Source organism: Aeromicrobium wangtongii (assembly GCF_024584515.1).
GTDB lineage: Bacteria > Actinomycetota > Actinomycetes > Propionibacteriales > Nocardioidaceae > Aeromicrobium > Aeromicrobium wangtongii.
Map to the genome: position 1 here is coordinate 3,227,982 of NZ_CP102173.1, position 22,136 is coordinate 3,250,117.

The following is a 22,136-nucleotide window of genomic DNA, read 5'->3' on the forward strand; positions in this document are numbered from 1 at the left end:
GCCGGGTCAGCGGTCCCAGCGGAACAGCCGGCTCGCGACGGCGGTCAGCACGATCGCGAAACCGAGCAGGATGGCCATCGGGACGAGCGCCGACGACGGCCCCTCGCCCCGCACCATCGTGTCGAGCATGCCCTGGTTGAGGTGCTTGAGCGGCAGGACCTTGCTGACCGCCGTGACATATCCGGGCGCCCCGTCCAGGGAGAAGAACGAGCCGGACAGGAATGCCATCGGCAGCACGACGAAGTTGGCGATGCCGACGGCGGCCTCCTCGGTGCGGGCGACCGCCCCGGCCAGCAGGCCGATCGCCATGAAGGCCAGGGTGCCGCAGATCAGCAACGGGATGATCATCGGCCACGAACCGGTGAGCCTCAGGCCGAAGAACGCGACGCCGACGCCCAGGAAGATCACCGCCTGGACGAGCGCGATCGCGATCGACACCGCGACACGTGCCACCACGACCGAGCTGGTCGGCACGGGCGCCAGACGCAGCCGGCGCAGCAGCCCGTTCTTGCGCCAGGCCACCAGGTTGGTGGCCGCGCCGAACGTCGCGCCGGAGGCGATCGCCCAGCCCATCAGGCCGGGTGTGTAGTACTGGATCGCCTCGAGCGAGTCGTCCTCGACCTGGTCGGTCCGGAGGCTGAACTTCGGCGGCTGCCCGGTCGCGGCAAGATTGGCCGTCTGGATGATCGACTGGAACGTGCCCTGCAACGTCGCCGCGACGACCTGGTCGGCCTGCGAGTAGCGCAGCACGAGCCGGTCGCCGTCCTGGCTCACCACGGCGTCGGCATCGCCCTTGCGGACCTGCTCGACCGCGTCCTTCAGATCGGATGACTTGGTGATCTCCAGGCTCTCGTCGAGATAGTAGGTCAGCTCCTTCGGCGCCCGGTCGAGGACCGAGACCTGGCCGACCTGGATGATGTCGGCCCGCGACGCACCGTCGTTGGTGAAGATGCCGCCGAACAGCACCAGGAACATCAGCGGGAAGACGATCGAGAAGAAGAAGGCCATCCGGTCGCGGAAGAATCCCTTGAGCATCGCCCGCGACAGGCTCAGGAGCGGTGTCATGCGCGGTACTCCCGCCCGGTCAGCTCGAGGAAGACATCCTCCAGGGAGGCACCCTTGACGCTGAGCCCGTCCAGCGCGTCGCGCTGCGCCAGGTCGGTCAGCACCCGGGACGCTTCGCGCGTCGTGATGGTCGTCCCGGAGGCGTCGACGTCGACCGGGTCGTGACCGGCGACGGCCCGTGCGTCCTCGATCGACAGCGCGCCCGGCGCCAGGCTGATCCGCACCGGGGCGTCGAGGGCCCGCACGAGTGCCGCGGGGGTGTCGAGGCGCAGGATCCGTCCGGCGTCCATGATCGCGACGCGATCGCACAGCGCCTCGGCCTCGTCCATGTGGTGGGTCGTCAGGACCACGGTGCGCCCCTGGTCGTTGATGGCGCGCAGCACGTCCCACAGGTTGCGACGGGCCTGCGGGTCGAGCGCGGCGCTGGGCTCGTCGAGGAAGACCACCTCGGGATCGTGGATCAGCGCGCAGGCGATCGACAATCGCTGCTTCTGGCCGCCGGACAGGTCCTCGGTGCGGACACCGGCCTTGCCGACCAGGCCGACCTGCTCGAGCATCTCCTCGGACCGGCCGGCGGGCACGCCGTACAGCGCCCCGAAGGTGTCGAGCTGCTCGCGGGCGGTCAGCCGCTCGAAGAAGGACGACGACTGCAGCTGCACACCGATCCGTTGCTGCAGCTCGGGCTCGCGCCGCCAGGGCTCGTGCTCACCGATCCGCACGGTGCCGGCGGTGGGATGTCGCAGGCCCTCGACCATCTCCAGGGTCGTGGTCTTGCCGGCGCCGTTGGGCCCCAGCAGACCGAAGAACTCCCCCGGCTCGATCGTGAACGTCACGCCGTCCACCGCGCGCAGGTCGCCATACGTCATGACGAGCCCCTCGGCCCTGATCTCCATCCCCACGGAGGAACCCTAGCCGCGCAGCAGGATCAGGCTCCAGCACCCCGCGTCCCGACCATTGGCCGAGCGAGCGCAGCGAGCCGCACGCTATTTCGCGTACGAGTGCATCCCGCCGACCCACAGGTTGACGCCCACGAAGTTGAAGACGAACGTCGCGAAGCCGATCAGGGCCAGGATCGCCGCGGCCTTGCCCTTCCACCCGGCCGTGGCGCGGGCGTGCAGGTAGCCGGCGTAGACGACCCAGGTGATGAAGGCCCAGACCTCCTTGGGGTCCCAGCCCCAGTACCGGCCCCAGGCGTACTGCGCCCAGATCGGCCCGGCGATGAGCGCCGCGAACGTCCAGATCGGGAAAGCGAAGGCGTGGACCCGGTAGGCGACCTGGTCGATCTTGGCCGAGGCCGGGATGCGCCACAGGAAGCCGGTGCGCTTGTCCTCGGGGGTGTTGCGCTCGGCGCGCGACTTGACCAGGTACAGCACCGATGCGGCGGCGCCGACCAGGAAGGCCGCGCCGGAGATGATCGCGCCGAGGACGTGGATGACCAGCCAGTAGGAGTGCAACGCCGGCACGAGCGGGCCGGCCGGCACGTAGACCATCGCGGAGGCGCCGAGCACGACCGTGCCGAAGCCGGTGATGATCGGGCCGACCCAGCCGATGTCCCACACCCGCACGAGCACCAGGTAGGTCACCAGGGCCGCGAGGGTCGCGACGCAGCCGAACTCGTACATGTTGCCCCACGGGACCCGCTCGGCGGCGAGTCCGCGGGTCACGACGCCGATCAGCAGGACGATCGTGGACAGCGACGTCAGCGACAGGCCGATGCCGCCCGCCACGTCGCTGCGCTCGACCGGGTCGGCTCCGGTCGACGGGCCCTCGACCCCGCCGGCGTTGACCAGCTCACGGTCGGCGGGCAGGTTGCGGGCGAAGCCCCACTGGGCGACGTAGGCCACGAAGGCCAACGCCAGGATGCCGGTCGCGGAGGCGACGGCGTAGTTCGAGATCTGTGCGTAGTTCTCGAGCGTCATACGAGCTTCTTCTCCTCGGTGTGGCCGAGCTGGTCCTTGAACCGCTCGAGGAAGTCATCCAGGTCGGCGGGCAGGTCGTCCCGGGGCACACGGTCCAGCACGGCGACCTCCACAACCGTACGCGAGCCGTCCTGACGGGTGCGGATCCAGGTCCGCCTGGGCTTGATGGTCAACGACGCCATGAGGCCGATCAGGCCGGCGATGATGCCGAACAGCGGAACCTTGACCAGCGGCGACGAGCCGATCTGGAACCGCGCGAACTGGCGCAGCTCGGTGAACTCGATCGTGCCGCCGTCGGGCAGGTCGGCCGTCATGCCGGGCTGCAGGCTGACCCGGAAGTTCTGGTCGCCGACGGTGTACTGCTGCATCTTGGACTTGTCCAGGGTGAAGACCGACTGGCTCGTCCCGTCGTCCAGGCCGAGGTCGCCGTGCCACACGTTGAGCCCGACGAGCGGGTTCGCGGCGGCGGGGTGCGCGGACGTCGAGAGGTCCTTGCCGTTCTGCGTCACGGCCGTCGGGATGAAGAACCCCTGGAAGCCCAGCTGCTCGGGTTGTGCGTCCGGCACCTTGATGATGCCGTTGGAGGTGTACGTCGCGTCGGCGGGCAGGAACGGCACGGCGTCGTTGTAGACGACATCGCCGTTCGCATCGGTGATCTTGAAGACCGGCGCATAGCCCTGGCCCAGCAGGTAGACCGAGGTGTTGCCGATCGCCAGCGGGTGGTTGACCTCGATGTCGAAGGGCTTGGGATCGTCCCCCGGCTTGGCGGAGTACGTGCCGGTGGCCCGGAACTCGCGGGGCGCACCGGCCTGCGGGCTGCCGAACGGCTGGAACTTCGCGGTGACCTTGTCGAGCGTGAGCGAGAACGGCGGCAGGTCGTCGGTGTGGAACAACGTGCCGGAGCTGAACTCGTCGTACTGCGGCAGGGAGTTGGCGAACTGCCCTCCACCGTCGGTCACGATGACCGATCCGCGGTAGCCGAACAGCGTCCCGACCGCGACGCCGATCAGCACGACGACGATGCTGACGTGGAACAGCAGGTTGCCGGCCTCGCGCAGGAATCCCTTCTCGGCGCTGACCTCACGCACCCCGTCGCGGTCGACGACGTCGATGCGCGAGCGCCCGAGGGCGCGGCGTGCGGCCGCCACGACCTCGTCGGGCGAGGAGTCGGTCTCGAACGACGCGGACGCCGGGAGACGGGAGAAGTTGCGCGGCGCCTTGGGCGGACGGGCCCGCAGGGCGCGGTAGTAGACGAATGCCCGCGGCAGGATGCAGCCGACCAGCGACACCATCAGCAGCAGGTAGACCGCACTGAACCACGGCGAGCTGTAGACGCTGAAGAAGCCCAGGTCGTCCAGGATCGGCGCGGACTTGGGGTGCTCCAGGAAGTACGTCTCGACGGCCTGCGCGTCGACGCCGCGCTGGGGCACCAAGGACCCCGGCACGGCGGCGATCGCCAGCAGCAGCAGGAGCATCAGCGCCGTGCGCATGGATGTCAGCTGTCGCCAGAACCATCGGGTCAGCTCGCGGCCTCCCAGCTCGCTGACGGCGTTGCTGCTCATCGGTTCTCTTCCTGATCGTTCATGGGGTCTCGTTCGGGGGCTTCGTCGATCGGGCGGCCTGGGCTCACACCGGCGCCTCGAATCCCGTCACCCAGGTCTGCATCTCCCCGACCAGGTCGTCCCACAGGCCCGTCACGAGCATGACGCCGACGGCGATCAGCAGGACGCCGCCGGTGACCGACACCGCACGCTGGTGCCGGCGGAACCACGAGACGGCGGTCATGAACCGGCCGAATCCCAGTGCTGCGAGGACGAACGGGATGCCCAGGCCCAGGCAGTACACGAGCGCGAGCACCGCGCCCCGCGACGCCGTGGTGTCGTCGGTGGCCATCGACAATCCGAGCACCGCGGTCAGGGTCGGTCCGACGCACGGGATCCAGCCCACGCCGAAGAACACACCCAGCAGCGGGGCGATGGCCAGACCGACCGCGGGCACCGCGTGGACGCGCACCTCCCGCTGCAGGAGGGGGACGAAACCGATGAAGGCCAGTCCCACGACGATCACCAGGATCCCGGCGATCAGGCTCAGCGTGTCCTGGTAGCGCCGCAGCTCCAGCCCGATCGAGCCGAACAGCGCGCCGCCGAGCACGAAGACCGTCGAGAAGCCGAGCACGAACAGCACCGCACCGGCCAGCAGCCGACCGCGACGGGCCGACTCCAGGTCCTGGGCCGCGACGCCGGAGACATAGGACAGGTAGCCCGGCAGCAGCGGCAGGACGCACGGGGAGAAGAACGACACCAGACCCGCCAGTGCCGCCACCGGCACGGCCAGCAGCAGGTTGCCGGAGTAGACGGTGTCCTGGAACCAATCGGTCACGCGGTGCTCTTCTGGACGTCGTCGATCAGGTTGGCCAACGTGGACGCCGAGACCTTGTCGATGACCCGGGCGGCGACGCGCCCCTCGGCGTCGATGATCCAGGTCGTGGGGATGGCCGTGGTCGGCAGGCTGTCGTTGAACGCGAGCTCGAGCTTGCCGCCCTGGTCGGTGAAGCTGGGATAGCTGACGCCGAACTTGCGGTTGAACGCGATGGCCGACGCCGGGTCCTTGGTGCGCGTCAGCATGCCGACGAACTGGACGTCCTTGGACGCGTACTCGGACGCGACCTCCTCCAGCGCCGGCGCCTCCGCGCGGCAGGGTGCGCACCACGGGCCCCAGAGGTTGACCACGATCGTCTTGCCGGCGAAGTCGGCCGTCGAGAGCGGCTTGCCGTCCAGGCCCTCCCCCTCGAGCACCGGCGCCTTCTCGCGGTCGGCGGCATCGACCCGTGTGATCGAGCCGTCACCGGACACGAAGCCGCTGGTCGTCCCGCGGTTGCCGACGCCGCCGCACGCGGCGAGCAGGGCCAGGGCCCCGATCGCCGCGACGGAACGGGCGCGCAGAGAGATCATGATCAGGCGCCGCCGACGACCTTGCCGCGCAGAGCGGGCGGCAGCAGGTCACCCGCCGGCTCGCTGTACGTGAAGCCGACGAACTCGTCGCCGTCGAAGGTCAGGCTGGTCAGGCTGGCCAGGGTGCACTGCCGCTTGCGGGGGTCGTGCACGAAGCTCTTCTGCTCGTACGACCGGCGGGCGATCCACACCGGCAGCTGGTGCGAGACGATGACCGCCTCGTGGCCGCGGGCGGCCTCACGGGCGTCGTCGACGGCCGAGCGCATGCGTGCCGCGATGTCCTTGTACGGCTCGCCCCAGGACGGGCGGATGGGATTGCGCAGCATCCACCAGTTGCGCGGGTTGGTGAAGGCGCCGTTGCCGACACCGACGGTCTTGCCCTCGAACAGGTTGTCGGCCTCGATGACCCGGTCATCGGTGTGGATCGGCACCTCCAGCAGCTCCGACAGCGGCTGCGCGGTCTGCTGCGCGCGCTCGAGCGGCGATGCGACCATGTGCACGATCTCGTTCTTGGACAGGAAATCCGCGGCACGCTTGGCCATCTGGTGGCCGAGCTCGGAGAGCACGAACTCCGGGAGCCGTCCGTACAGGACGCCTTCGGGGTTGTGGACCTCGCCGTGGCGCATCAGGTGCACGATGGTTCGTTCGGACATGCTGCCCTCTCTTGTTCGGGTGGGCTAGTTCTGCGCGGTGGCCCGCGCGGCTGCACGGGCGGCGCCCGGCAGTGCCGCGCCAATTCTAGAGAGTGCCTCCTCGTCGTGTGCGGCCGAGACGAACCAGCACTCGAATGCGCTCGGCGGCAGGTACACGCCGGCGTCCAGCATCGCGTGGAAGAAGGGCTTGTAGCGCCACGCCTCCTGCGCCTGCGCGGCGGCGAAATGGGTGACCGGCTCGTCGGTGCCCCAGAAGACGCTGAACATGTTGCCGGCGTTCTGCAGGGTGTGCTTGACACCCTCGGCGGCAAGGGCCTCGGTCACCATCGTCCTGAGGCGGGCCGAGGCGGCGTCGAGGCGCGCGTACGCATCGGCGTCGGCGAGCCGCAGTGTCGTCAGGCCGGCGGTCGTGGCGATCGGATTGCCCGACAGCGTCCCGGCCTGGTAGACCGGGCCGGCCGGCGCGAGCTGCTCCATGACGTCCTTGCGGCCGCCGAAGGCCGCCGCGGGGAAGCCGCCGCCCATGACCTTGCCGAAGGTGACCAGGTCGGGCGCCCAGCCCTCCTGCTGGCCGTCCAGGCCCCAGTGGCCCGAGCGGGTCACCCGGAAACCGGTCATGACCTCGTCGCTGACGAACAAAGCGCCGTGACGCGCACAGACCTCGGACAGGAACCGGTTGAAACCGGGCTCCGGCGGGACGACGCCCATGTTGCCGGCCGCGGCCTCGGTGATCAGGCACGCGATCTGGTCGCCGTACTCGGCGAACGCCGCCTCGACGGCGGCACGGTCGTTGTACGGCAGGACGATGGTGTCGGCCGTGACGTGCGCCGGCACCCCGGGCGTCTCGGGCAGGCCGAGGGTCACGACGCCGGAGCCGGCCTCGGCCAGCAGCGCGTCGACGTGGCCGTGGTAGCAACCGGCGAACTTGACGATCTTGTCGCGGCCGGTGAACCCACGGGCCAGCCGGATCGCCGACATCGTCGCCTCGGTGCCCGATGACACCATGCGCACCATCTCGGCGGACGTGCGGTCCACGATCTCCTCGGCCAGGAGGACCTCCGGCTCGCTGGGCGTGCCGAAGGACGTCCCGCGGGCCACGGCTGCGCCCACGGCGGCCAGCACCTCGGGATGGGCGTGGCCCAGCAGCATCGGGCCCCAGGACCCCACCAGGTCGACGTACCGGTTGCCGTCGACGTCGGTCAGCCAGGCCCCCTCGCCCGATGCCATGAAGATCGGTGTCCCGCCGACGGCCCGGAAGGCACGGACCGGCGAGTTGACCCCACCGGGGGAGACGGCGCGAGCGCGATCGAACAGCTGCTGGGAGGCGGGGAGCGGAGTCACGCCCCCCATTGTCCCCGCCATGACAAGGCCGGCTGCCACGGGCGTCACCGGCCGTAACCTGAGCGCTGCCGGGTCGTTGAAAAGTGTGGCCTGCGCCACTGTGGGACTGGCACGACGGCGGATGCTGGCGTAACATCGGTTTACGCATACGGCGCGGGCAAATTTCGCCGGTTCGGGAGGGTGTGACATGGGAGTTCGACAGCTCACGCGCTGGCAGAAGGCCAGCGCACTGGTGCCGATGGCAGTACTGGTCGGCGCGTGGGGCGCCGCGATCGGCAACTCCGGTCTGGCGACCGCCTCGGACGGCCCCTCGGACGGCGCTGTCCCCGATGTCCCGTCCACGGCCTTCGAGCAGCCCGCCAGCGTCCAGCAGACCCCCGCCGGCGTCGATGCGAAGGCCGGCGCTGCGGGCACGGTCGCGACGCTGTCGACCAATGGCATCCCGACGGCGGCGCTCAACGCCTACCGTCGCTCCGAGACCCTCCTGGGCAAGGCCGACAAGGTCTGCAACCTGCAGTGGAACCTGGTGGCCGCGATCGGCCGCGTCGAGTCCAACCACGGCCGATCGGGCGGCAATGCGCTGGACGGCGACGGCATCGCCCAGCCGGGCATCTTCGGGGTGCCGCTGGACGGCAAGGACGGCCGCGCCAACATCGGTGACACCGACAGCGGCGAGCTGGACAACAACTCGGTCTACGACCTGGCCGTGGGACCCATGCAGTTCATCCCGGGGACCTGGAAGTCCGTCGGCGTCGACGCGGACAACGACGGCGACAAGAACCCGCAGAGCATCAACGACGCGGCCACCTCGGCCGGCATCTACCTGTGCGCCGGCGAGGGCGATCTGTCCGATCCGTCCGTCGCGGCCGCCGCGGTCAAGCGCTACAACAACTCCGATGCCTACGTGGACCTCGTGCTGAAGATCTCGGCCGCGTACGCGAACGGCGACTTCACGCAGTCGCCCAACGGCGTCTCAGCCGCGCCGGTCCTGACGCGGTCCGCGGACGACCAGACCCTGACACCGGCCCAGCGCAAGAAGGCCGCGAACGCCCAGAAGTCGACCGAGAAGAAGAAGTCCGTCGCGAAGCCGGGCGCCGGTGGCACCAAGGGCGGTGGCTCGGGTGGTGGCACCAAGATCACCCCGATCCCTGCGCCGGGGGCGGGCGGCTCCGGCAGCGGCGGTGGCGGAAACGGGTCCGGTGGCGGCAGTGGCGGCGGCGGTGGAGGCACCACCAAGCCCGCGCCCGGCACGCTCGGTGGCGGCGTCCAGGACCTCGTCGAGGACACCCCGCTGTCCCCCCTGGCCCCGGTCACCAAGCCGGTCACGGGCCTGCTGACCCTCGTCGAGGCCATCCCGCGGTGCACGGCCCTCGCCTCGGCCGGTCCGAGCGCCGCGTACCCCAGCACCAAGTACATGGAGCGCTACAACGCCTGCATCAAGGAGCTCACCGGGAAGAAGTGAGGTCGCGGACCGCTCGCCACGGGCGAGCGGTCCGCTCGGCTCAGCGGCGCAGGCGCTCGGCCAGCTCCATCGCCCAGTAGGTCAGGACGATGTCGGCGCCGGCGCGGCGGATCGAGATGATGATCTCGTCGATCGCCCGTTCGCGATCGATCCAGCCGTTGGCCGCTGCCGCCTCGACCATCGCCAGCTCACCGGAGATGTTGTAGGCAGCCACGGGCACATCGACGGCTGCGCGCACGTCGGCGATCAGGTCGAGGTACGACAGGGCCGGCTTGACCATGACCATGTCGGCGCCCTCGCCGATGTCGAGCAGGGTCTCGCGGATCGCCTCGCGGCCATTGGCCGGATCCTGCTGGTAGGTCTTGCGGTCGCCCTGCAGGGACGAGTCGACGGCCTCGCGGAACGGACCGTAGAACGCCGACGAGTACTTCGCGGCGTACGCCAGGATGACCGTCTCGTCGTGCCCGGCCGCGTCCAGCGCGGCCCGGATGACGCCGACCTGGCCGTCCATCATGCCGCTCGGACCCACGACGTGGGCACCGGACTCGGCCTGCACGACACCCATCTGGGCGTAGATCTCCAGCGTCGCGTCGTTGTCGACCCGGCCGCGGGAGTCCAGCACACCGCAGTGCCCGTGATCGGTGAACTCGTCGAGGCACAGATCGGCCATGACCAGCAGGTCGTCACCGACCTCGCTGCGCGCATCGGCCAGTGCCACGTTCAAGATGCCGTCGGGATCGAGCGCCCCCGAGCCCTGGGCGTCCTTGTGCTCGGGCAGGCCGAACAGCATGACGCCGCCGAGCCCGAGGGCTGCCGCCTCGGCGTAGACCGCACGCGCGGATTCCCGCGTGTGCTGGACGACGCCGGGCATGCTCGCGATGGGACGGGCCTCGGACCGGCCCTCCGCCACGAACATCGGCAGCACCAGCTGCGAGGGCTGGACGTGCGTCTCCGCGACCAACCGCCTCATCGCCGGCGACTGGCGCAGGCGACGAGGGCGGTCAGCGGGAAATGTCATGCCTTGCGACGCGTCGACGGACGCTTCTGCGACGGCTTGGTGACGGGCTCACCGGCCTCGACGAAGGCCAGACGGCGCGCGGCACCGAACTCGGCCAGCGCGTCGGCCAGCTCCTCGACGGACGGGGACTCGGCGACGACGTCGACCCGCAGGCCGTGCTCCTCGGCGGTCTTGGCCGTCGCGGGACCGATGCACGCGATGATCGTCGACGCGTGCGGCTTGCCGGCGATGCCGACCAGGTTGCGCACGGTGGACGACGAGGTGAACATGACCGCATCGAACTTGCCGGTCTTGATCGCCTCACGCGTCGGCGCCGGCGGCGGGGCGGCCCGGACGGTCCGGTAGGCGGTGACGTCGTCGACCTCCCAGCCCAGATCGATCAGGCCTGCGACGAGGGTCTCGGTCGCGATGTCGGCGCGCGGCAGGAACACCCGGTTGATCGGGTCGAGCAGGTCGTCGTACGGCGGCCAGTCGTCCAGGAGCCCACGTGCGGACTGCTCGCCCGACGGGATCAGGTCGGCACGGATGCCCCAGGTCGCGATGGCCTCGGCGGTCTTCTCACCGACCGCGGCGATCTTGAGGCCGGAGAACGCGCGAGCGTCCAGACCGTACTCGTCGAACTTCTCCCGCACCGCCTTGACGGCGTTGACGCTGGTGAAGGCGATCCACTCGTACCGGCCCTCGACCAGGCCTCGGACGGCCTTGTCCATCTGCTGCGGGTTGCGCGGCGGCTCGACCGAGATGGTCGGCACCTCCTCGGAGATCGCTCCGAAGCCACGCAGCCGCGAAGCCAGTCCGGCAGCCTGCTCCTTGGTGCGGGGCACCAGGATGCGCCAGCCGTACAGCGGCTTGGTCTCGAACCACGACAGCGTCTCGCGCATCGCGACGACCTCGCCGACGACCGTGATGGCCGGCGACGTCATGCCGGCGGCCTTGGCGTCCGCGGCGATCTCGGCCAGCGTCGAGACGACCGTGCTCTGCTCGGTCGTGGTGCCGACCCGCGTCATCGCAACGGGCGTCTCGGGCTTGCGACCGGCGTCGACGAGCCCGCGGGCGACCTCGTCGATACGGGCGACGGCCGAGAGGAGGACGAGCGTGTCCTGCGTGGCGTGATCGGACCAGTTGATGGTCGAGTCACCGACGCTGACGACCGAGAACTCACGGTGCGCCTTGTTCGTCAGCGGCACGCCGGCGTAGGCCGGGACCGCGGCGATCGAGGAGATGCCCGGGACGATCTCGAAGCCGATGCCGGCCTTGTTGCACGCCGCGGCCTCCTCGGGCCCGGTCGCGTAGGTGAACGGGTCACCAGCGATGAGGCGGACGACCTGCGCACCGGTCTTGGCGTGCTTGACGACCAGACGTCCTCGCGCGGCGTGGGTCAACGGCTCGCCGTCCTCGCCGACTCCCCCGTCGATGATCTCGGCCCCGTTGGTGACGAGGGCCGCCTGCTCGGGAAGCTCCGTGATGACGATGTCGGCCTGGGCCAGCAGCTCGGTCGCACGGACGGTCAGGAGACGCGCATCGCCCGGTCCGGCACCGACGAAGCTCACATGGCCACGGGGGGCCTTGCGAGCAGGTTTGCTCGGTGTGGACGGTGCTTCTGGCATCGCAGTGGTGATGGTCACTGTGTTCCTTTTCTCGGGCTGTCAGGGGGGTCAGGAGGCGGCGACGGCAATGAGGGAGTCGGCGCCTTCGGCGAGCATCTCGACAGCAAGACGTTCGCCGACCGCGGCGGCTTCGGAGGGCAAGCCGGTCGCGGACAATCGGATGGTGGGTGCGCCGGAGATGTCTCCGACGACGGCACGAAGCCACAGCTCCTCGCCGTGATCGCCGTCGGCGATCTCGGCCAGGGCTCCCACAGGTGCACTGCAGCCTGCCTCGAGGGTGGCGAGGAGGCTTCGTTCGGCGGTGACGGCAACGCGGGTGTCGCGGTCGTCGAGCCGCTCGAGCAGGCGAGCGGTCACGTCGTCGTCGACGCGGCACTCACACGCCAGTGCTCCCTGCCCGGGGGCGGGAAGCATCTGGAGAGGATCGATCACTTCGGTGGCCTCGTCGGCGCGGCCCAGCCGCAGCAGACCGGCGCGGGCCAGGAGCACGGCATCGCAGTCGCCCGAGGCGATCTTGCCGATGCGGGTGTCGACGTTGCCGCGGATCGGCACGACCTCGACACCCAGTCCCAGTGCGTTGAGCTGCGCCTCGCGACGCGGCGATCCGGTGCCGACGCGGGCGCCGCGCGGCAGCTCGCCCAGCGTCAGGCCGTCGCGGGCCACCAGGGCGTCGCGGGGGTCCTCACGCCGCGGGATCGCAGCAAGGGACAGTCGCGGGTCGGGCGTCGTGGGCAGGTCCTTGAGCGAGTGCACCGCGAAGTCGACGTCGCCGCGCACGAGAGCCTCGCGCAGGGCTGCGACGAAGACGCCCTGGCCGCCCATGGAGGCCAGGGGGGCCGAGCTGCGGTCGCCCTCGGTCGAGATCGTCACGAGCTCCACGTCGACCCCGCACTCGGTGCGCAGCCGGTCGGCGATGTGGCCCGACTGGGTCATGGCCAGCGCGCTGGCGCGGGTGCCCATACGCAGGGTGGGGCGGTCTGCGGTGCTCATGAGGTCTCCCCTGATCGGGTCACGGCGTCGACCCTCGACTGGTCGAGGGCGAACAGGTCGGCCAGCGCATCGGCGTAGGTCAGGTCCTCGGGCCCGTCGATGAGCTGCTGGACGCGCACGGTCGGTGCGTGGATGAGCTTCTCGGCCACGCGGTGCAGCGCCTTGCGGACGTCGGCCCGCTCGGCGTCGGTCAGGTTGGGCAGGCGCGACTCGATGCGGGCCTGCTCGGAGGCCACGATCTCGGTCGCCATGGTGCGCAGCGCCACGACGGTCGGGGTGATGTGCGAGGCGGCCTTCGCGGCCAGGAACGTGCGCACCTCGGACTCCACGATGGTCCGCACCTGGGCGACGTCGTCGGCGAGCTCGGCATTGGCCGCGAGCTGCGACAGCACCATGAGGTCGACCAGGTCGACGTTGTCGAGCTCACTCACCGCCGGGTCGATGTCGCGGGGCAGCGCCAGGTCGATCAGTGAGGTCGGTCGGCCGCCGCGAGCGGTCACGATGCGGTCACGATCGAACACGACGCCGCTGGCGCCGGTGCAGCTGATCAGGACGTCTGCTGCTGCCAGCTCGACGTCCATCGCCTGCCAGCGGACAGCACTGACACCGAAGGTGGCGACCAGGTTGTGGGCGCGCTCGTAGGTGCGGTTGGCGACCATGATGCGGTGCGGCTCGACGCCGCGGTCGATCAGCGTCCGGACGGCGAGGCTGGCCATCGTGCCGGCCCCGGCGACGAGGAACCGCGTGTCGGCCGCGTCGACCGCTGCGCCCGCGGCGTCCAGGCCGGCGGTGACGATCGATGGGGCGAGCCGGTCGATGCCGGTCTCGGCGTGGCCGCGCTTGCCGATGCGCAGCGCCTGCTGGAACAGGGCGTTGAGCGCGGATCCGACGGTCGACTCGGCCTGCGCGGAGTGCAGCGCATCGCGCACCTGCCCGAGGATCTGGCTCTCGCCCAGGATCATCGAGTCCATGCCGGCGGCGACGCCGAACAGGTGGGCGACCGCGGCCTCGTCGAAGTGCACGTAGACGTGACGGACGAACTCGTCGCGGTCGAGCCCGGACAGCTCGGCGAGCAGCCGGGAGACCTCCTCGACGGCGCCGTGGAAGCGCTCGGCCTCGACGTAGATCTCGACCCGGTTGCAGGTCGAGATGACCACCGACTCGGACACGTACGGCGCGTCGAGCACCAGGTGCGACAGCTTCACCGCCGCCTCGGAGTCGAGGGAGGCGTGCTCCAGGACGTCGATCGGCGCCGACTTGTGGGACATGCCCACCACCAGGACGCTCATGCGATTACTTCCTTGCTGGTTGTGCTGGTCGTGCCGGTCTTGCGCTGCTCGTGATACGCCAGGATCTGCAGCTCGATCGACAGGTCGACCTTGCGGACGTCGACCCCGTCCGGCACCTGCACGATGGCCGGTGCGAAGTTGAGGATGCTGGTGATGCCGGCCGCGACCAGGCGGTCGGCGACCTCCTGGGCAGCGGTGCCCGGAGTGGCGATGACACCGATGGCGATCTTGCGCTCGGCGACGATCGCCTCGAGCTCGTCGACGGAGCTCACGACGATGTCCGAGACCACGGTGCCCACGCGCTGCGGATCGGCGTCCACCAGGGCGGCGACGCGGATGCCGCGGGCGCTGAACCCCTGATAGGCCGAGAGAGCCGAACCGAGGTTGCCGACGCCGACGATGACGACGTCCCAGTCCTGGGTCTGGCCCATCTCGCGGGCGATCTGGTAGCGCAGGTACTCCACGTCGTAGCCGACGCCGCGCGTCCCGTAGGAGCCCAGATACGACAGGTCCTTGCGCAGCTTGGCCGGGTTGACTCCTGCCTGCTCGGCGAGCTCGTTGGAGGCGCACGACAGCACGCCCTGCTCGGCGAGGCTGTTGAGTGCGCGAAGATAGACCGGCAGACGGGCGACAGTGGCATCGGGGATGCCACGACCGCTTCCATCGGCGAGCCGAGGGCTACGAAGAATTGTCACTGTGCTCCTGCGCCGCGATGCTGGGGATTATCCCTTGCGGGACGGGCACCGGGTGCTTCGCCAGTTTAAGAGTTTGTGAACGCGTTAACAAAATCGACGAAAGCGCCCAAGCGTGCTAGCGATGCGCGGAACAGCTCGCGCGACACTCACCGCACGCGTCAGCGAGTCGGGACCAGCGCGCCGGAAGTGACCGACCTCACCACCGCCGGGCGGCGGGAAATTCAGCGGCGGCGGCCCAGCGCCTTGCGCAGCCGTCCGACGTCGACCCGCCAGAAGTCGTGCTGCTTGCCGTCCACGAACGTCACCGGGACCTGCTCGGTGAACCGGGCCCGCAGATCGGGGTCGTCGTCGATGTCGATCCGGGTCCAGCTGTCGCCGGTCTCGGCGCACACCTCGGCGACGGCGGCCTCGGCCGCGGCGCACAGGTGGCACCCCTCCCGCGTGTACACGACGACGCGTGCGGCGTCGGCGTGCGCGATCACGAGGCGCCCAGGCCCAGCGCCTGGCTGCGCGCGAGGGCCCGCAGGCGCCCCTTGGCGACCTTGCCGGTCGCCGAGTGCGGCAGGCCGGTGACGATGATCGTGCGCCGGGGCTGCTTGAACCGCGCCAGCCGGGTCCGGCAGTGGGCGTCGATCGCCTCCAGCAGCGTCTCCTCGTCGACGGCCACGCCCTTGGCGGGGACGACGAAGGCGATGACGGCCTCCCCCGTCTCCTCGTCGGGCACCCCGACGACCGCCACCTGGCCGACGCCGTCGACCTCGGCGATACTGTCCTCGACCTCGAACGGGTACACGTTGAAGCCCGAGACGATGACCAGCTCACGCAGCCGGTCGACCAGCGTCAGGTCGCCGTCGGCGTCGAGGTAGCCGACGTCGCCGGTGGCGTACCAGCCGTCGTCGCCGGGCCCGTCCGCGCCGTCGGGCCAGTAGCCGGAGAAGAGGTTGTCACCCCGCACCCAGATCTCGGCCGGGTCGCCGGGCGCGGCATCGACCCCGTTGCCCTCGACGATGCGCAGCTCGACGCCCGGCAGCGCGCGGCCGACCGAGCCGTGCAAGATGTGGTTCTCGGCGTCCCGCGGCCATCCGTGGGTCGTCGTGATGACCGGGGCTGTCTCCGTGAGGCCGTAGCCCTGCTCGATCCGGTGCCCGGACGACTCGAGGAACGCCTCGGCGAGGTCGTGCTCCAGGGCGGACGCGCCCGACAGGATCGTCCGGACGCGGGCGAGCTTGTCGCGCAGGTCGTCGCGGCCGGCCCAGGCGGCGACGACCGGTGGTGCCAGCGGCAGGTTGGTGATGCCCTCGGCGGCGATCAGGTCGAGCAGGCCACCCGGGTCGAAGCCGTCGACCAGCACGACGGTGGCACCCTGGCGCACCGCCTGGCCCAGGACGCAGTTGAGGCCATAGATGTGGAACATGGGCAGCAGCCCGAGGCAGATGTCGTCCGCCGTCATCGCCGGCGGCTCCAGCCGGGCGATCTGCTCGGTGTTGGCGATCAGCGCCCGGTGGGTCAGCATCGCGCCGCGGGGCTTGCCGCTGGTGCCGGACGTGTAAAGGATGACCGCCAGCGTCTCGGCATCGATGGGAGCGGCGGGGTCGGCCCCCGCGGCATCGGCCAGGAAGCTCTCGAACGAGGCCTCCTCACCCTGCGCCGGCGCCCCGTCGACGACGACGGCGACCTGGTGGTCGTCGGAGACGGCCTCGCGGACCTGGGCGATGCCCGCCTCGTCGCACAGGACGACCCGGCTGCGGGAGTCGGCGAGCATCCGGCCGATCTCTCGGGTCGTGGAGCGCGGGTTGATGGGGACGGCGACCATCCCGCCGCGCAGGATGCCGTAGTAGGCGATCGGCAGGTCGACGCGATTGGCCATCACGATCGCGACCCGCTGGCCCGCGACCAGGCCGCGACCGGACAGCGCACGGGCGACCCGGTCCGCCGACTCGTCGAGCTCACGCCAGGTGACGGCCCGTCTGTCGGGGCGGTGCTCGACGAGCGCGACACCCTCGGGATCGTTCTGGGCGGCTGCGCGGAGGTACTCACTGACATTGACTGTCACGCTCCGAGTCAACCACAGGTACTGAGACCTCGACCGGGCTAGGCTCGGTCGCATGACACGGGATGCAACACCCGATCGGCTGCGGAACCTGCAGTCTCGGTCCGTCCTGGCCGGTCAGGCGTCCCCCGCCTCGTCGCAGATCGAGCAGGAGCTGGCCGCGGCCATCGATCCGACCGCCGCGGCATTCTTCGACGTCGACAACACGATCATGCAGGGCGCCTCGATCTTCCACCTCGCCCGCGGCCTGCACCGGCGCAACTTCTTCACCACGTCCGACCTGCTCAAGGCGACCTGGCAGCAGATGTGGTTCCGCGTCGTGGGCAGCGAGGACCCCCAGCACATCGACAGCGCCCGCGCCGCCGCGCTCGCCTTCATCGCGGGGCACCCGGTCAGCGAGCTGGAGGAGATCGGCGAGGAGATCTTCGACGAGCACATGGCCGCCAAGATCTGGCCCGGTACGCGCGCCCTCGCGCAGTGGCACCTCGACCGCGGGCACCGGGTCTGGCTGGTCACCGCCGCCCCCGTCGAGATCGCCCAGGTCATCGCCCGGCGACTCGGCCTGACCGGTGCCCTGGGGACGGTCCCGGAGCACGTCGACGGCGTCTACACCGGCCGGCTGGTCGGCGAGATGCTGCACGGCGCGGGCAAGGCGGACGCGATCCGTGGGATCGCGGAGCGCGAGGGTCTCGTCCTGGACCAGTGCTACGCGTACTCCGACTCCAGCAACGACCTGCCGATGCTCTCCCTGGTGGGTCATCCGTGCGCGATCAACCCGGACTCCGCGTTGCGGTCCCACGCCCGGTCGGAAGGCTGGCGGGTGCGCGACTACCGCACCGGACGCAAGGTGGCGATGGCCGGCAGCAAGGGTGCCGTCGCGGCCGTCGCGGCAGGTGGCACCTGGCACCTGCTGCGCAGGAAGAAGTGAAACGCCCACTGTCCCCTGGGCCCGCTGCGGGATAGCATCGCGGTGATCAGGGGGAGGGCCCGTGAGATCACGCTGGGAGTCGCTGCGCGGTGCGCTGGTGCTCGCCGCGTCCATGCCCGACGACCGAGCGTTGCAGATCGCCCTCGCGCTGGCCGACTCCTCGGCGTACGCCGCCATGCCGAACGGACGGGCGCCGCAGGGCGATCACGATCCTGAGGCCACTCGGCTGCGTGCCCTCGTCGACCTGGCCAAGCAGGGCGATGCGGACGCCTTCGGGCAGCTGTACGATCACTACGTCACCGGGGTGTTCCGGTTCATCTACTACCGCGTGGGCTCGCGCCAGCTGGCCGAGGACCTGACCAGCGAGACGTTCCTGCGCGGCCTCCGCGCCATCCAGCGGTTCAACTGGCAGGGCAAGGACTTCGGCGCCTGGCTCACGACGATCGCCCGCAACCTGGTCGCCGACCACTTCAAGTCGAGCCGGTCGCGCCTCGAGATCGTCTCCGAGAACATCCCGGAGAGGGGCAATCACGCGCCCAGCACGGAGCAGGAGGTGCTGGCGCACATCTCCAACGAGCTGTTGTACCAAGCGGTCAGCGCCTTGCCGACCGAGCAGCGTGACTGCATCCTGATGCGTTTCATCCAAGGCCTGTCGATCGCGCAGACGGCGGCGGCCCTGGACCGCAGCGAGGGCGCGGTCAAGCAGCTCCAGCTCCGCGCGGTGCGCAGCCTCGCCAAGTCCATCCCGGTGGACTCACGATGACCCGTAGCCGGGCGTCGAGCCCCTCAGCCCGCCGTAACCTGGCCCCCCTGCGCGTCGTTGAGCCCGGCAGCACCCGCGCGCACCCAGCAGTCAGGATCCCCTCATGATCGGCCGTCGGCCGCACGACGACGCCCGGGCCTTCGACGAGGCCCTGGCCGGCGGCGCCCCACGTGACGAGCAGATCGCCGATCTGCTGCGCGTCGCCGAGGACCTGTGCCAGGACGCCGCGGCCCTGCAGCCGGCAACAGCCTTCCGCGAGTCGTTGCGCACCCAGCTCATGACCGAGGCGGTCACGGTCCTGACGCCCTTGCCGCCCACCGAGCGCCCGACGTCGCGAACCGCCCCACCGCGCCCCGCCCGCCGCCGGGTCGCCCGGCTGACGGTCGCCCTCGTCGCCACCGCCGGTGCGGTCGGGATCGTGGCGTCCAGCGCCTCGGCCGTGCCCGGCGAGATGCTGTACCCGGTCAAGCGCACGGTCGAGAACGTCGAGCTCCAGCTGCACCGCGATGACGCCTCCCGCGGCGCGTTCCAGCTCGAGCAGGCCTCCACGCGTCTGTCCGAGGCGCGCCGGTTGAGCACCGAGGGCCGGTCGCCCGATCTGATCGCCGAGACCCTCGAGGACTTCTCCTCCACCGCCACCGCCGGCTCCGTCCGACTGTTCTCGGACTACACCGACAACGGCAAGGAGAAGTCGATCCGCGCCGTGAACGACTTCGCGGCTGCTTCCAGCGTCGATCTGTCCGCGCTGTCCAGGCAGCTGCCCGAGCAGGCCGCGGACGCCGTCACCGCAGCTGCCGACGCGGTGACGGACCTGGCGGCGGAGGCGGCGGCGTTGTGCACCAGCTGCGATCCGGCACGCCTGTCCCCGATCGCGGCCCCGGCGAAGGTGCGGACGCAGCCGGCCACGCCCGCCGCGCCGAAGGCCACCCCCCGCAGTCCCCAGAAGCCGTCGTCCCCGGGCCCGATCGCCGTGCCGCCCGCGGGTGCGACCCCCGCACCGACTCGGCCCAGCGCCACCGCCGCCACCCCGACGACGCCGGCAGCACCGGCCGCCACGACCAAGCCCCCCTCGCTGAACGGCCTGACCGATCCGCTCCTGGGCGGCCTGCTCGGCAACGAGCAGCAGCCGGGACTGGTGCCCGGGCTGCTGGGCGGGCTGCTGGGAAATCCGCCCAAGTAGCCGGCTGAGTCACCCCGGGAGTCTCAGAAGAAGGCGTTGCCCCGGTCCACCAGCAGCTGGTAGAGCGTCTGCTGGATCGTCTCGCGCACCTGGTCGGTCACGTTGAACAGCAGCATCGGATCGTCCGCGGCCTCCGGCTCGTAGGCATCGGTGCGCACCGGCTCCCCGAACTCGATGATCCACTTGCTGGGCAGCGGCACCAGCCCCAGCGGACCCAGCAGGGGGAAGAACGGTGTGATCGGCAGGTAGGGCAGGCCGAGCAGCCGCGCGAGCGAGGGGACGTTGCCCACGAGCGGGTAGATCTCCTCGGCGCCGACGATCGAGACCGGCACGATCGGCACCTGCGCGCGCATCGCGGACGACACGAATCCGCCACGACCGAAGCGCTGCAGCTTGTAGCGCTCGGCGAACGGCTTGCCGACGCCCTTGAAGCCCTCGGGCCACACGCCGGCGAGCTCGCCGGTGGTCAGCAGTCGCTCGGCATCCTCCTGGCAGGCCAGGGTCGCGCCGACCTTGCGCGCCACCTGACCGATGATCGGCAACGAGAAGACCAGGTCTGCCCCCAGCGGACGCAGATTGCGCCCGGCGTACTTCTTGACCGCGTACCCGGTGATCAGTCCATCGAGTGGGATCGTCCCCGAGTGGTTGCCCACCAGCAGCGCCCCACCGTCGGCGGGGATGTTCTCGACGCCGCGCACCTCCAGGCGGAACCACTTCTCGGCCAGCGGCTCGATGGCGAGCGTGAGCACCTCGGCGATCTGCGGGTCAAAGCCGAAGTCGTCGACCTCGTAGTCGCCGCTGAGCCGCTTGCGGATGGTGGCCAGCAGGGTCGCGATGCGCGACTCCCAGTCCGAGCCGATGACGCGTTGGGCCGCCTCGGCCACGGCGACCAGGATCTCGTCGATCGGGAGGCCGGCCGACAGCGGCGCGGCGCCGGCGGTGCGGGTCCGGCCCGCGGCCTCCTCGGCGGCTGCGGCTGCGGCTGCCGCCGCGTCCTCGTCGGTCACTGCCCGCAGGCGGGGCTTGTCGGCCCGGGGCGGGGGTGATGAAGCGCCGGAGGGGTGCGATGTCGCGCCCTTCGGCGTCGACGGTCCAGGAGCGGACGCGGACTTCTTGGGTCGAGCGGCTGGCTTCTTGCGGGTGCCGCCCCCGGCGAGGGAGCGCGCGGCGGCCGACGGCGAGGTCTCGTGATTGCCGCGGCCGGGCTTTCCGCCCGAGCCGATGGTCTTCCGGTCGTCGTTCATGCTCGTCCCCCCAAGGCCGACAGGATGCCCGGGCGAAGCGACCGACGGAAGTCGTCGAAGGTCTGCTCGGACGTCCGGGTCAGCTCGTACCCGAAGATGTCACGCAATGCGGACGTGTCGACCGCGCGACCGTAGGTCAGCAGGCGGTGCAGGTCGGGCGGGATGTCGGACCCCATGGCCCGGATGAATCGGCGGGCGGCGCCCGCGAAGCCGATCGGCGGAAGCGGCAGCATGGGGCGTCCGAGGCGACGCGCTGCCTGGCTGAGCAGCACGATCCCGTCGCCGGCCGCGTTGAACGTGCCGGGGCGGTCGTTGGCGACCGCCTGCACGAGAATCTCCAGGGCGTCGTCCAGCGCGAGGAACTGCAGGCGCGGATCGAATCCGACCACCGACGGCAGCACCGGATTGCTGAAGTAGTTGCGCAGCGGGGTGTCGATGTCCGGGTGAAGCACCTGGGCGCTGCGGATCGTCGTGATGATGACGTCCTGGCGGCGTCGCGCGAAGCCGCGCACGTACGACTCGACCTCGACGATGTCCTTCGGGAACCCGGACCGCACGCCACTGCGCGCCAGCCCGGACTCCGTGAACAACGCCGGGTCGCGCGACGACGATCCGTAGACCGCCGTCGACGATCCCAGCACGAGCTTGCCGACCTGGGCCGACCGCTGGCAGGCGGCCAGCAGCTGCATCGTCCCGATGACGTTGAGCTCCTTGCCACTGCCCCGTCCCCGCTGAGGCGGGTTGAGGTCGAGGTGGACCACGGTGTCGACGTCCTCGACGGCGATGACCTTGCCCACGACCGGGGTGCGGATGTCGGCTCGCACGAACTTGACGCCGCCCAGGTCGGCATCGGGCAGGATCGTGTCGATCCCGACGACCTTGCCGATCCCGGCGTCCTCACCGAGCTCGGCGAGCCGCCGGGCCGCGACGGACGCAAATGAGCCGGCCACGCCAGTGACAAGGACGACGCGGCTCATGGGG

General features: G+C 70.6%; 21 protein-coding genes. 4 read left to right on the forward strand and 17 right to left on the reverse strand.

Annotated elements, in window-relative coordinates; all coding sequences use genetic code 11:
• Window positions 1–6: 6 nt before the first annotated feature.
• From NQV15_RS15885 to hemL, 8 genes are all read right to left on the reverse strand, one after another.
• Window positions 7–1,065, reverse strand: a complete 1,059-nt coding sequence (locus NQV15_RS15885) for an ABC transporter permease (protein WP_232403846.1) — start codon at window positions 1,063–1,065, stop codon at window positions 7–9.
• Complete coding sequence (locus tag NQV15_RS15890) at window positions 1,062–1,931, reverse strand: ABC transporter ATP-binding protein (RefSeq protein ID WP_232403847.1); 870 nt, start codon at window positions 1,929–1,931, stop codon at window positions 1,062–1,064. Before NQV15_RS15890 ends, NQV15_RS15885 begins: the two co-directional genes overlap by 4 nt.
• A 117-nt stretch (window positions 1,932–2,048) precedes the next feature.
• The gene (ccsB, locus tag NQV15_RS15895) at window positions 2,049–2,984 is read right to left on the reverse strand and encodes a c-type cytochrome biogenesis protein CcsB (protein ID WP_232403848.1); all 936 of its coding nucleotides are present in this window, start codon (window positions 2,982–2,984) and stop codon (window positions 2,049–2,051) included.
• Window positions 2,981–4,546 carry a cytochrome c biogenesis protein ResB gene (resB, locus tag NQV15_RS15900; protein WP_232403850.1) on the reverse strand — a complete coding sequence of 522 codons (1,566 nt, stop codon included), beginning with the start codon at window positions 4,544–4,546 and terminating at the stop codon, window positions 2,981–2,983. The genes ccsB and resB overlap by 4 nt, the downstream gene beginning before the upstream one ends.
• 64 nt (window positions 4,547–4,610) lie before the next feature.
• The gene (locus tag NQV15_RS15905) at window positions 4,611–5,363 is read right to left on the reverse strand and encodes a cytochrome c biogenesis CcdA family protein (RefSeq protein WP_232403851.1); all 753 of its coding nucleotides are present in this window, start codon (window positions 5,361–5,363) and stop codon (window positions 4,611–4,613) included.
• Window positions 5,360–5,935 (reverse strand): TlpA family protein disulfide reductase, encoded by a 576-nt coding sequence (locus NQV15_RS15910; protein ID WP_232403854.1) that lies wholly within the window; start codon window positions 5,933–5,935, stop codon window positions 5,360–5,362. The genes NQV15_RS15905 and NQV15_RS15910 overlap by 4 nt, the downstream gene beginning before the upstream one ends.
• Before the next feature lie 2 nt (window positions 5,936–5,937).
• Entirely contained in the window at window positions 5,938–6,588 is a 651-nt protein-coding gene (locus NQV15_RS15915; protein WP_232403856.1) for a histidine phosphatase family protein, read from the reverse strand.
• A 24-nt stretch (window positions 6,589–6,612) separates the two neighbouring features.
• A complete protein-coding gene (gene hemL / locus NQV15_RS15920) occupies window positions 6,613–7,938 on the reverse strand; it encodes a glutamate-1-semialdehyde 2,1-aminomutase (protein ID WP_404801337.1) in 1,326 nt (441 codons plus the stop codon).
• A gap of 178 nt (window positions 7,939–8,116) precedes the next feature.
• Between hemL and NQV15_RS15925 the strand changes: the two genes are divergently transcribed.
• Window positions 8,117–9,391 carry a lytic transglycosylase domain-containing protein gene (locus NQV15_RS15925; protein WP_232403858.1) on the forward strand — a complete coding sequence of 425 codons (1,275 nt, stop codon included), beginning with the start codon at window positions 8,117–8,119 and terminating at the stop codon, window positions 9,389–9,391.
• Window positions 9,392–9,431: 40 nt separating this feature from the next.
• Here the strand turns inward: NQV15_RS15925 and hemB are convergent, their stop codons facing one another.
• From hemB to NQV15_RS15960, 7 genes are all read right to left on the reverse strand, one after another.
• A complete protein-coding gene (gene hemB / locus NQV15_RS15930; RefSeq protein WP_232403859.1) occupies window positions 9,432–10,409 on the reverse strand; it encodes a porphobilinogen synthase in 978 nt (325 codons plus the stop codon).
• Window positions 10,406–12,016, reverse strand: coding sequence for a bifunctional uroporphyrinogen-III C-methyltransferase/uroporphyrinogen-III synthase (locus NQV15_RS15935; protein WP_232404014.1), 1,611 nt, complete (start codon window positions 12,014–12,016; stop codon window positions 10,406–10,408). Before NQV15_RS15935 ends, hemB begins: the two co-directional genes overlap by 4 nt.
• A 48-nt stretch (window positions 12,017–12,064) precedes the next feature.
• A complete protein-coding gene (gene hemC / locus NQV15_RS15940; protein WP_232403860.1) occupies window positions 12,065–13,006 on the reverse strand; it encodes a hydroxymethylbilane synthase in 942 nt (313 codons plus the stop codon).
• Window positions 13,003–14,295, reverse strand: coding sequence for a glutamyl-tRNA reductase (locus NQV15_RS15945; RefSeq protein WP_232403861.1), 1,293 nt, complete (start codon window positions 14,293–14,295; stop codon window positions 13,003–13,005). Before NQV15_RS15945 ends, hemC begins: the two co-directional genes overlap by 4 nt.
• Complete coding sequence (locus NQV15_RS15950; RefSeq protein WP_232403862.1) at window positions 14,292–14,990, reverse strand: redox-sensing transcriptional repressor Rex; 699 nt, start codon at window positions 14,988–14,990, stop codon at window positions 14,292–14,294. The genes NQV15_RS15945 and NQV15_RS15950 overlap by 4 nt, the downstream gene beginning before the upstream one ends.
• 221 nt (window positions 14,991–15,211) lie before the next feature.
• Window positions 15,212–15,472: a glutaredoxin family protein gene (locus NQV15_RS15955; RefSeq protein ID WP_232403864.1), complete on the reverse strand. Its 261-nt coding sequence runs from the start codon at window positions 15,470–15,472 to the stop codon at window positions 15,212–15,214.
• Window positions 15,469–17,043 (reverse strand): class I adenylate-forming enzyme family protein, encoded by a 1,575-nt coding sequence (locus NQV15_RS15960; protein ID WP_232403865.1) that lies wholly within the window; start codon window positions 17,041–17,043, stop codon window positions 15,469–15,471. Before NQV15_RS15960 ends, NQV15_RS15955 begins: the two co-directional genes overlap by 4 nt.
• A gap of 52 nt (window positions 17,044–17,095) precedes the next feature.
• Between NQV15_RS15960 and NQV15_RS15965 the strand changes: the two genes are divergently transcribed.
• The 3 genes from NQV15_RS15965 (at window position 17,096) to NQV15_RS15975 (ending at window position 19,911) form a co-directional block, all read left to right on the forward strand.
• Window positions 17,096–17,968, forward strand: a complete 873-nt coding sequence (locus NQV15_RS15965) for an HAD family hydrolase (protein WP_232403866.1) — start codon at window positions 17,096–17,098, stop codon at window positions 17,966–17,968.
• Between the two features lie 61 nt (window positions 17,969–18,029).
• The gene (locus NQV15_RS15970; RefSeq protein ID WP_232403867.1) at window positions 18,030–18,731 is read left to right on the forward strand and encodes a sigma-70 family RNA polymerase sigma factor; all 702 of its coding nucleotides are present in this window, start codon (window positions 18,030–18,032) and stop codon (window positions 18,729–18,731) included.
• Window positions 18,732–18,834: 103 nt separating this feature from the next.
• Window positions 18,835–19,911, forward strand: a complete 1,077-nt coding sequence (locus tag NQV15_RS15975) for a DUF5667 domain-containing protein (protein ID WP_232403868.1) — start codon at window positions 18,835–18,837, stop codon at window positions 19,909–19,911.
• Between the two features lie 23 nt (window positions 19,912–19,934).
• On the opposite strand, the gene NQV15_RS15980 is transcribed toward NQV15_RS15975, so the two are convergent.
• Both NQV15_RS15980 and NQV15_RS15985 read right to left on the reverse strand, forming a co-directional pair.
• Entirely contained in the window at window positions 19,935–21,155 is a 1,221-nt protein-coding gene (locus tag NQV15_RS15980; RefSeq protein WP_232403869.1) for a lysophospholipid acyltransferase family protein, read from the reverse strand.
• A complete protein-coding gene (locus NQV15_RS15985) occupies window positions 21,152–22,132 on the reverse strand; it encodes an NAD-dependent epimerase/dehydratase family protein (RefSeq protein WP_232403870.1) in 981 nt (326 codons plus the stop codon). The genes NQV15_RS15980 and NQV15_RS15985 overlap by 4 nt, the downstream gene beginning before the upstream one ends.
• Window positions 22,133–22,136 lie beyond the last annotated feature (4 nt).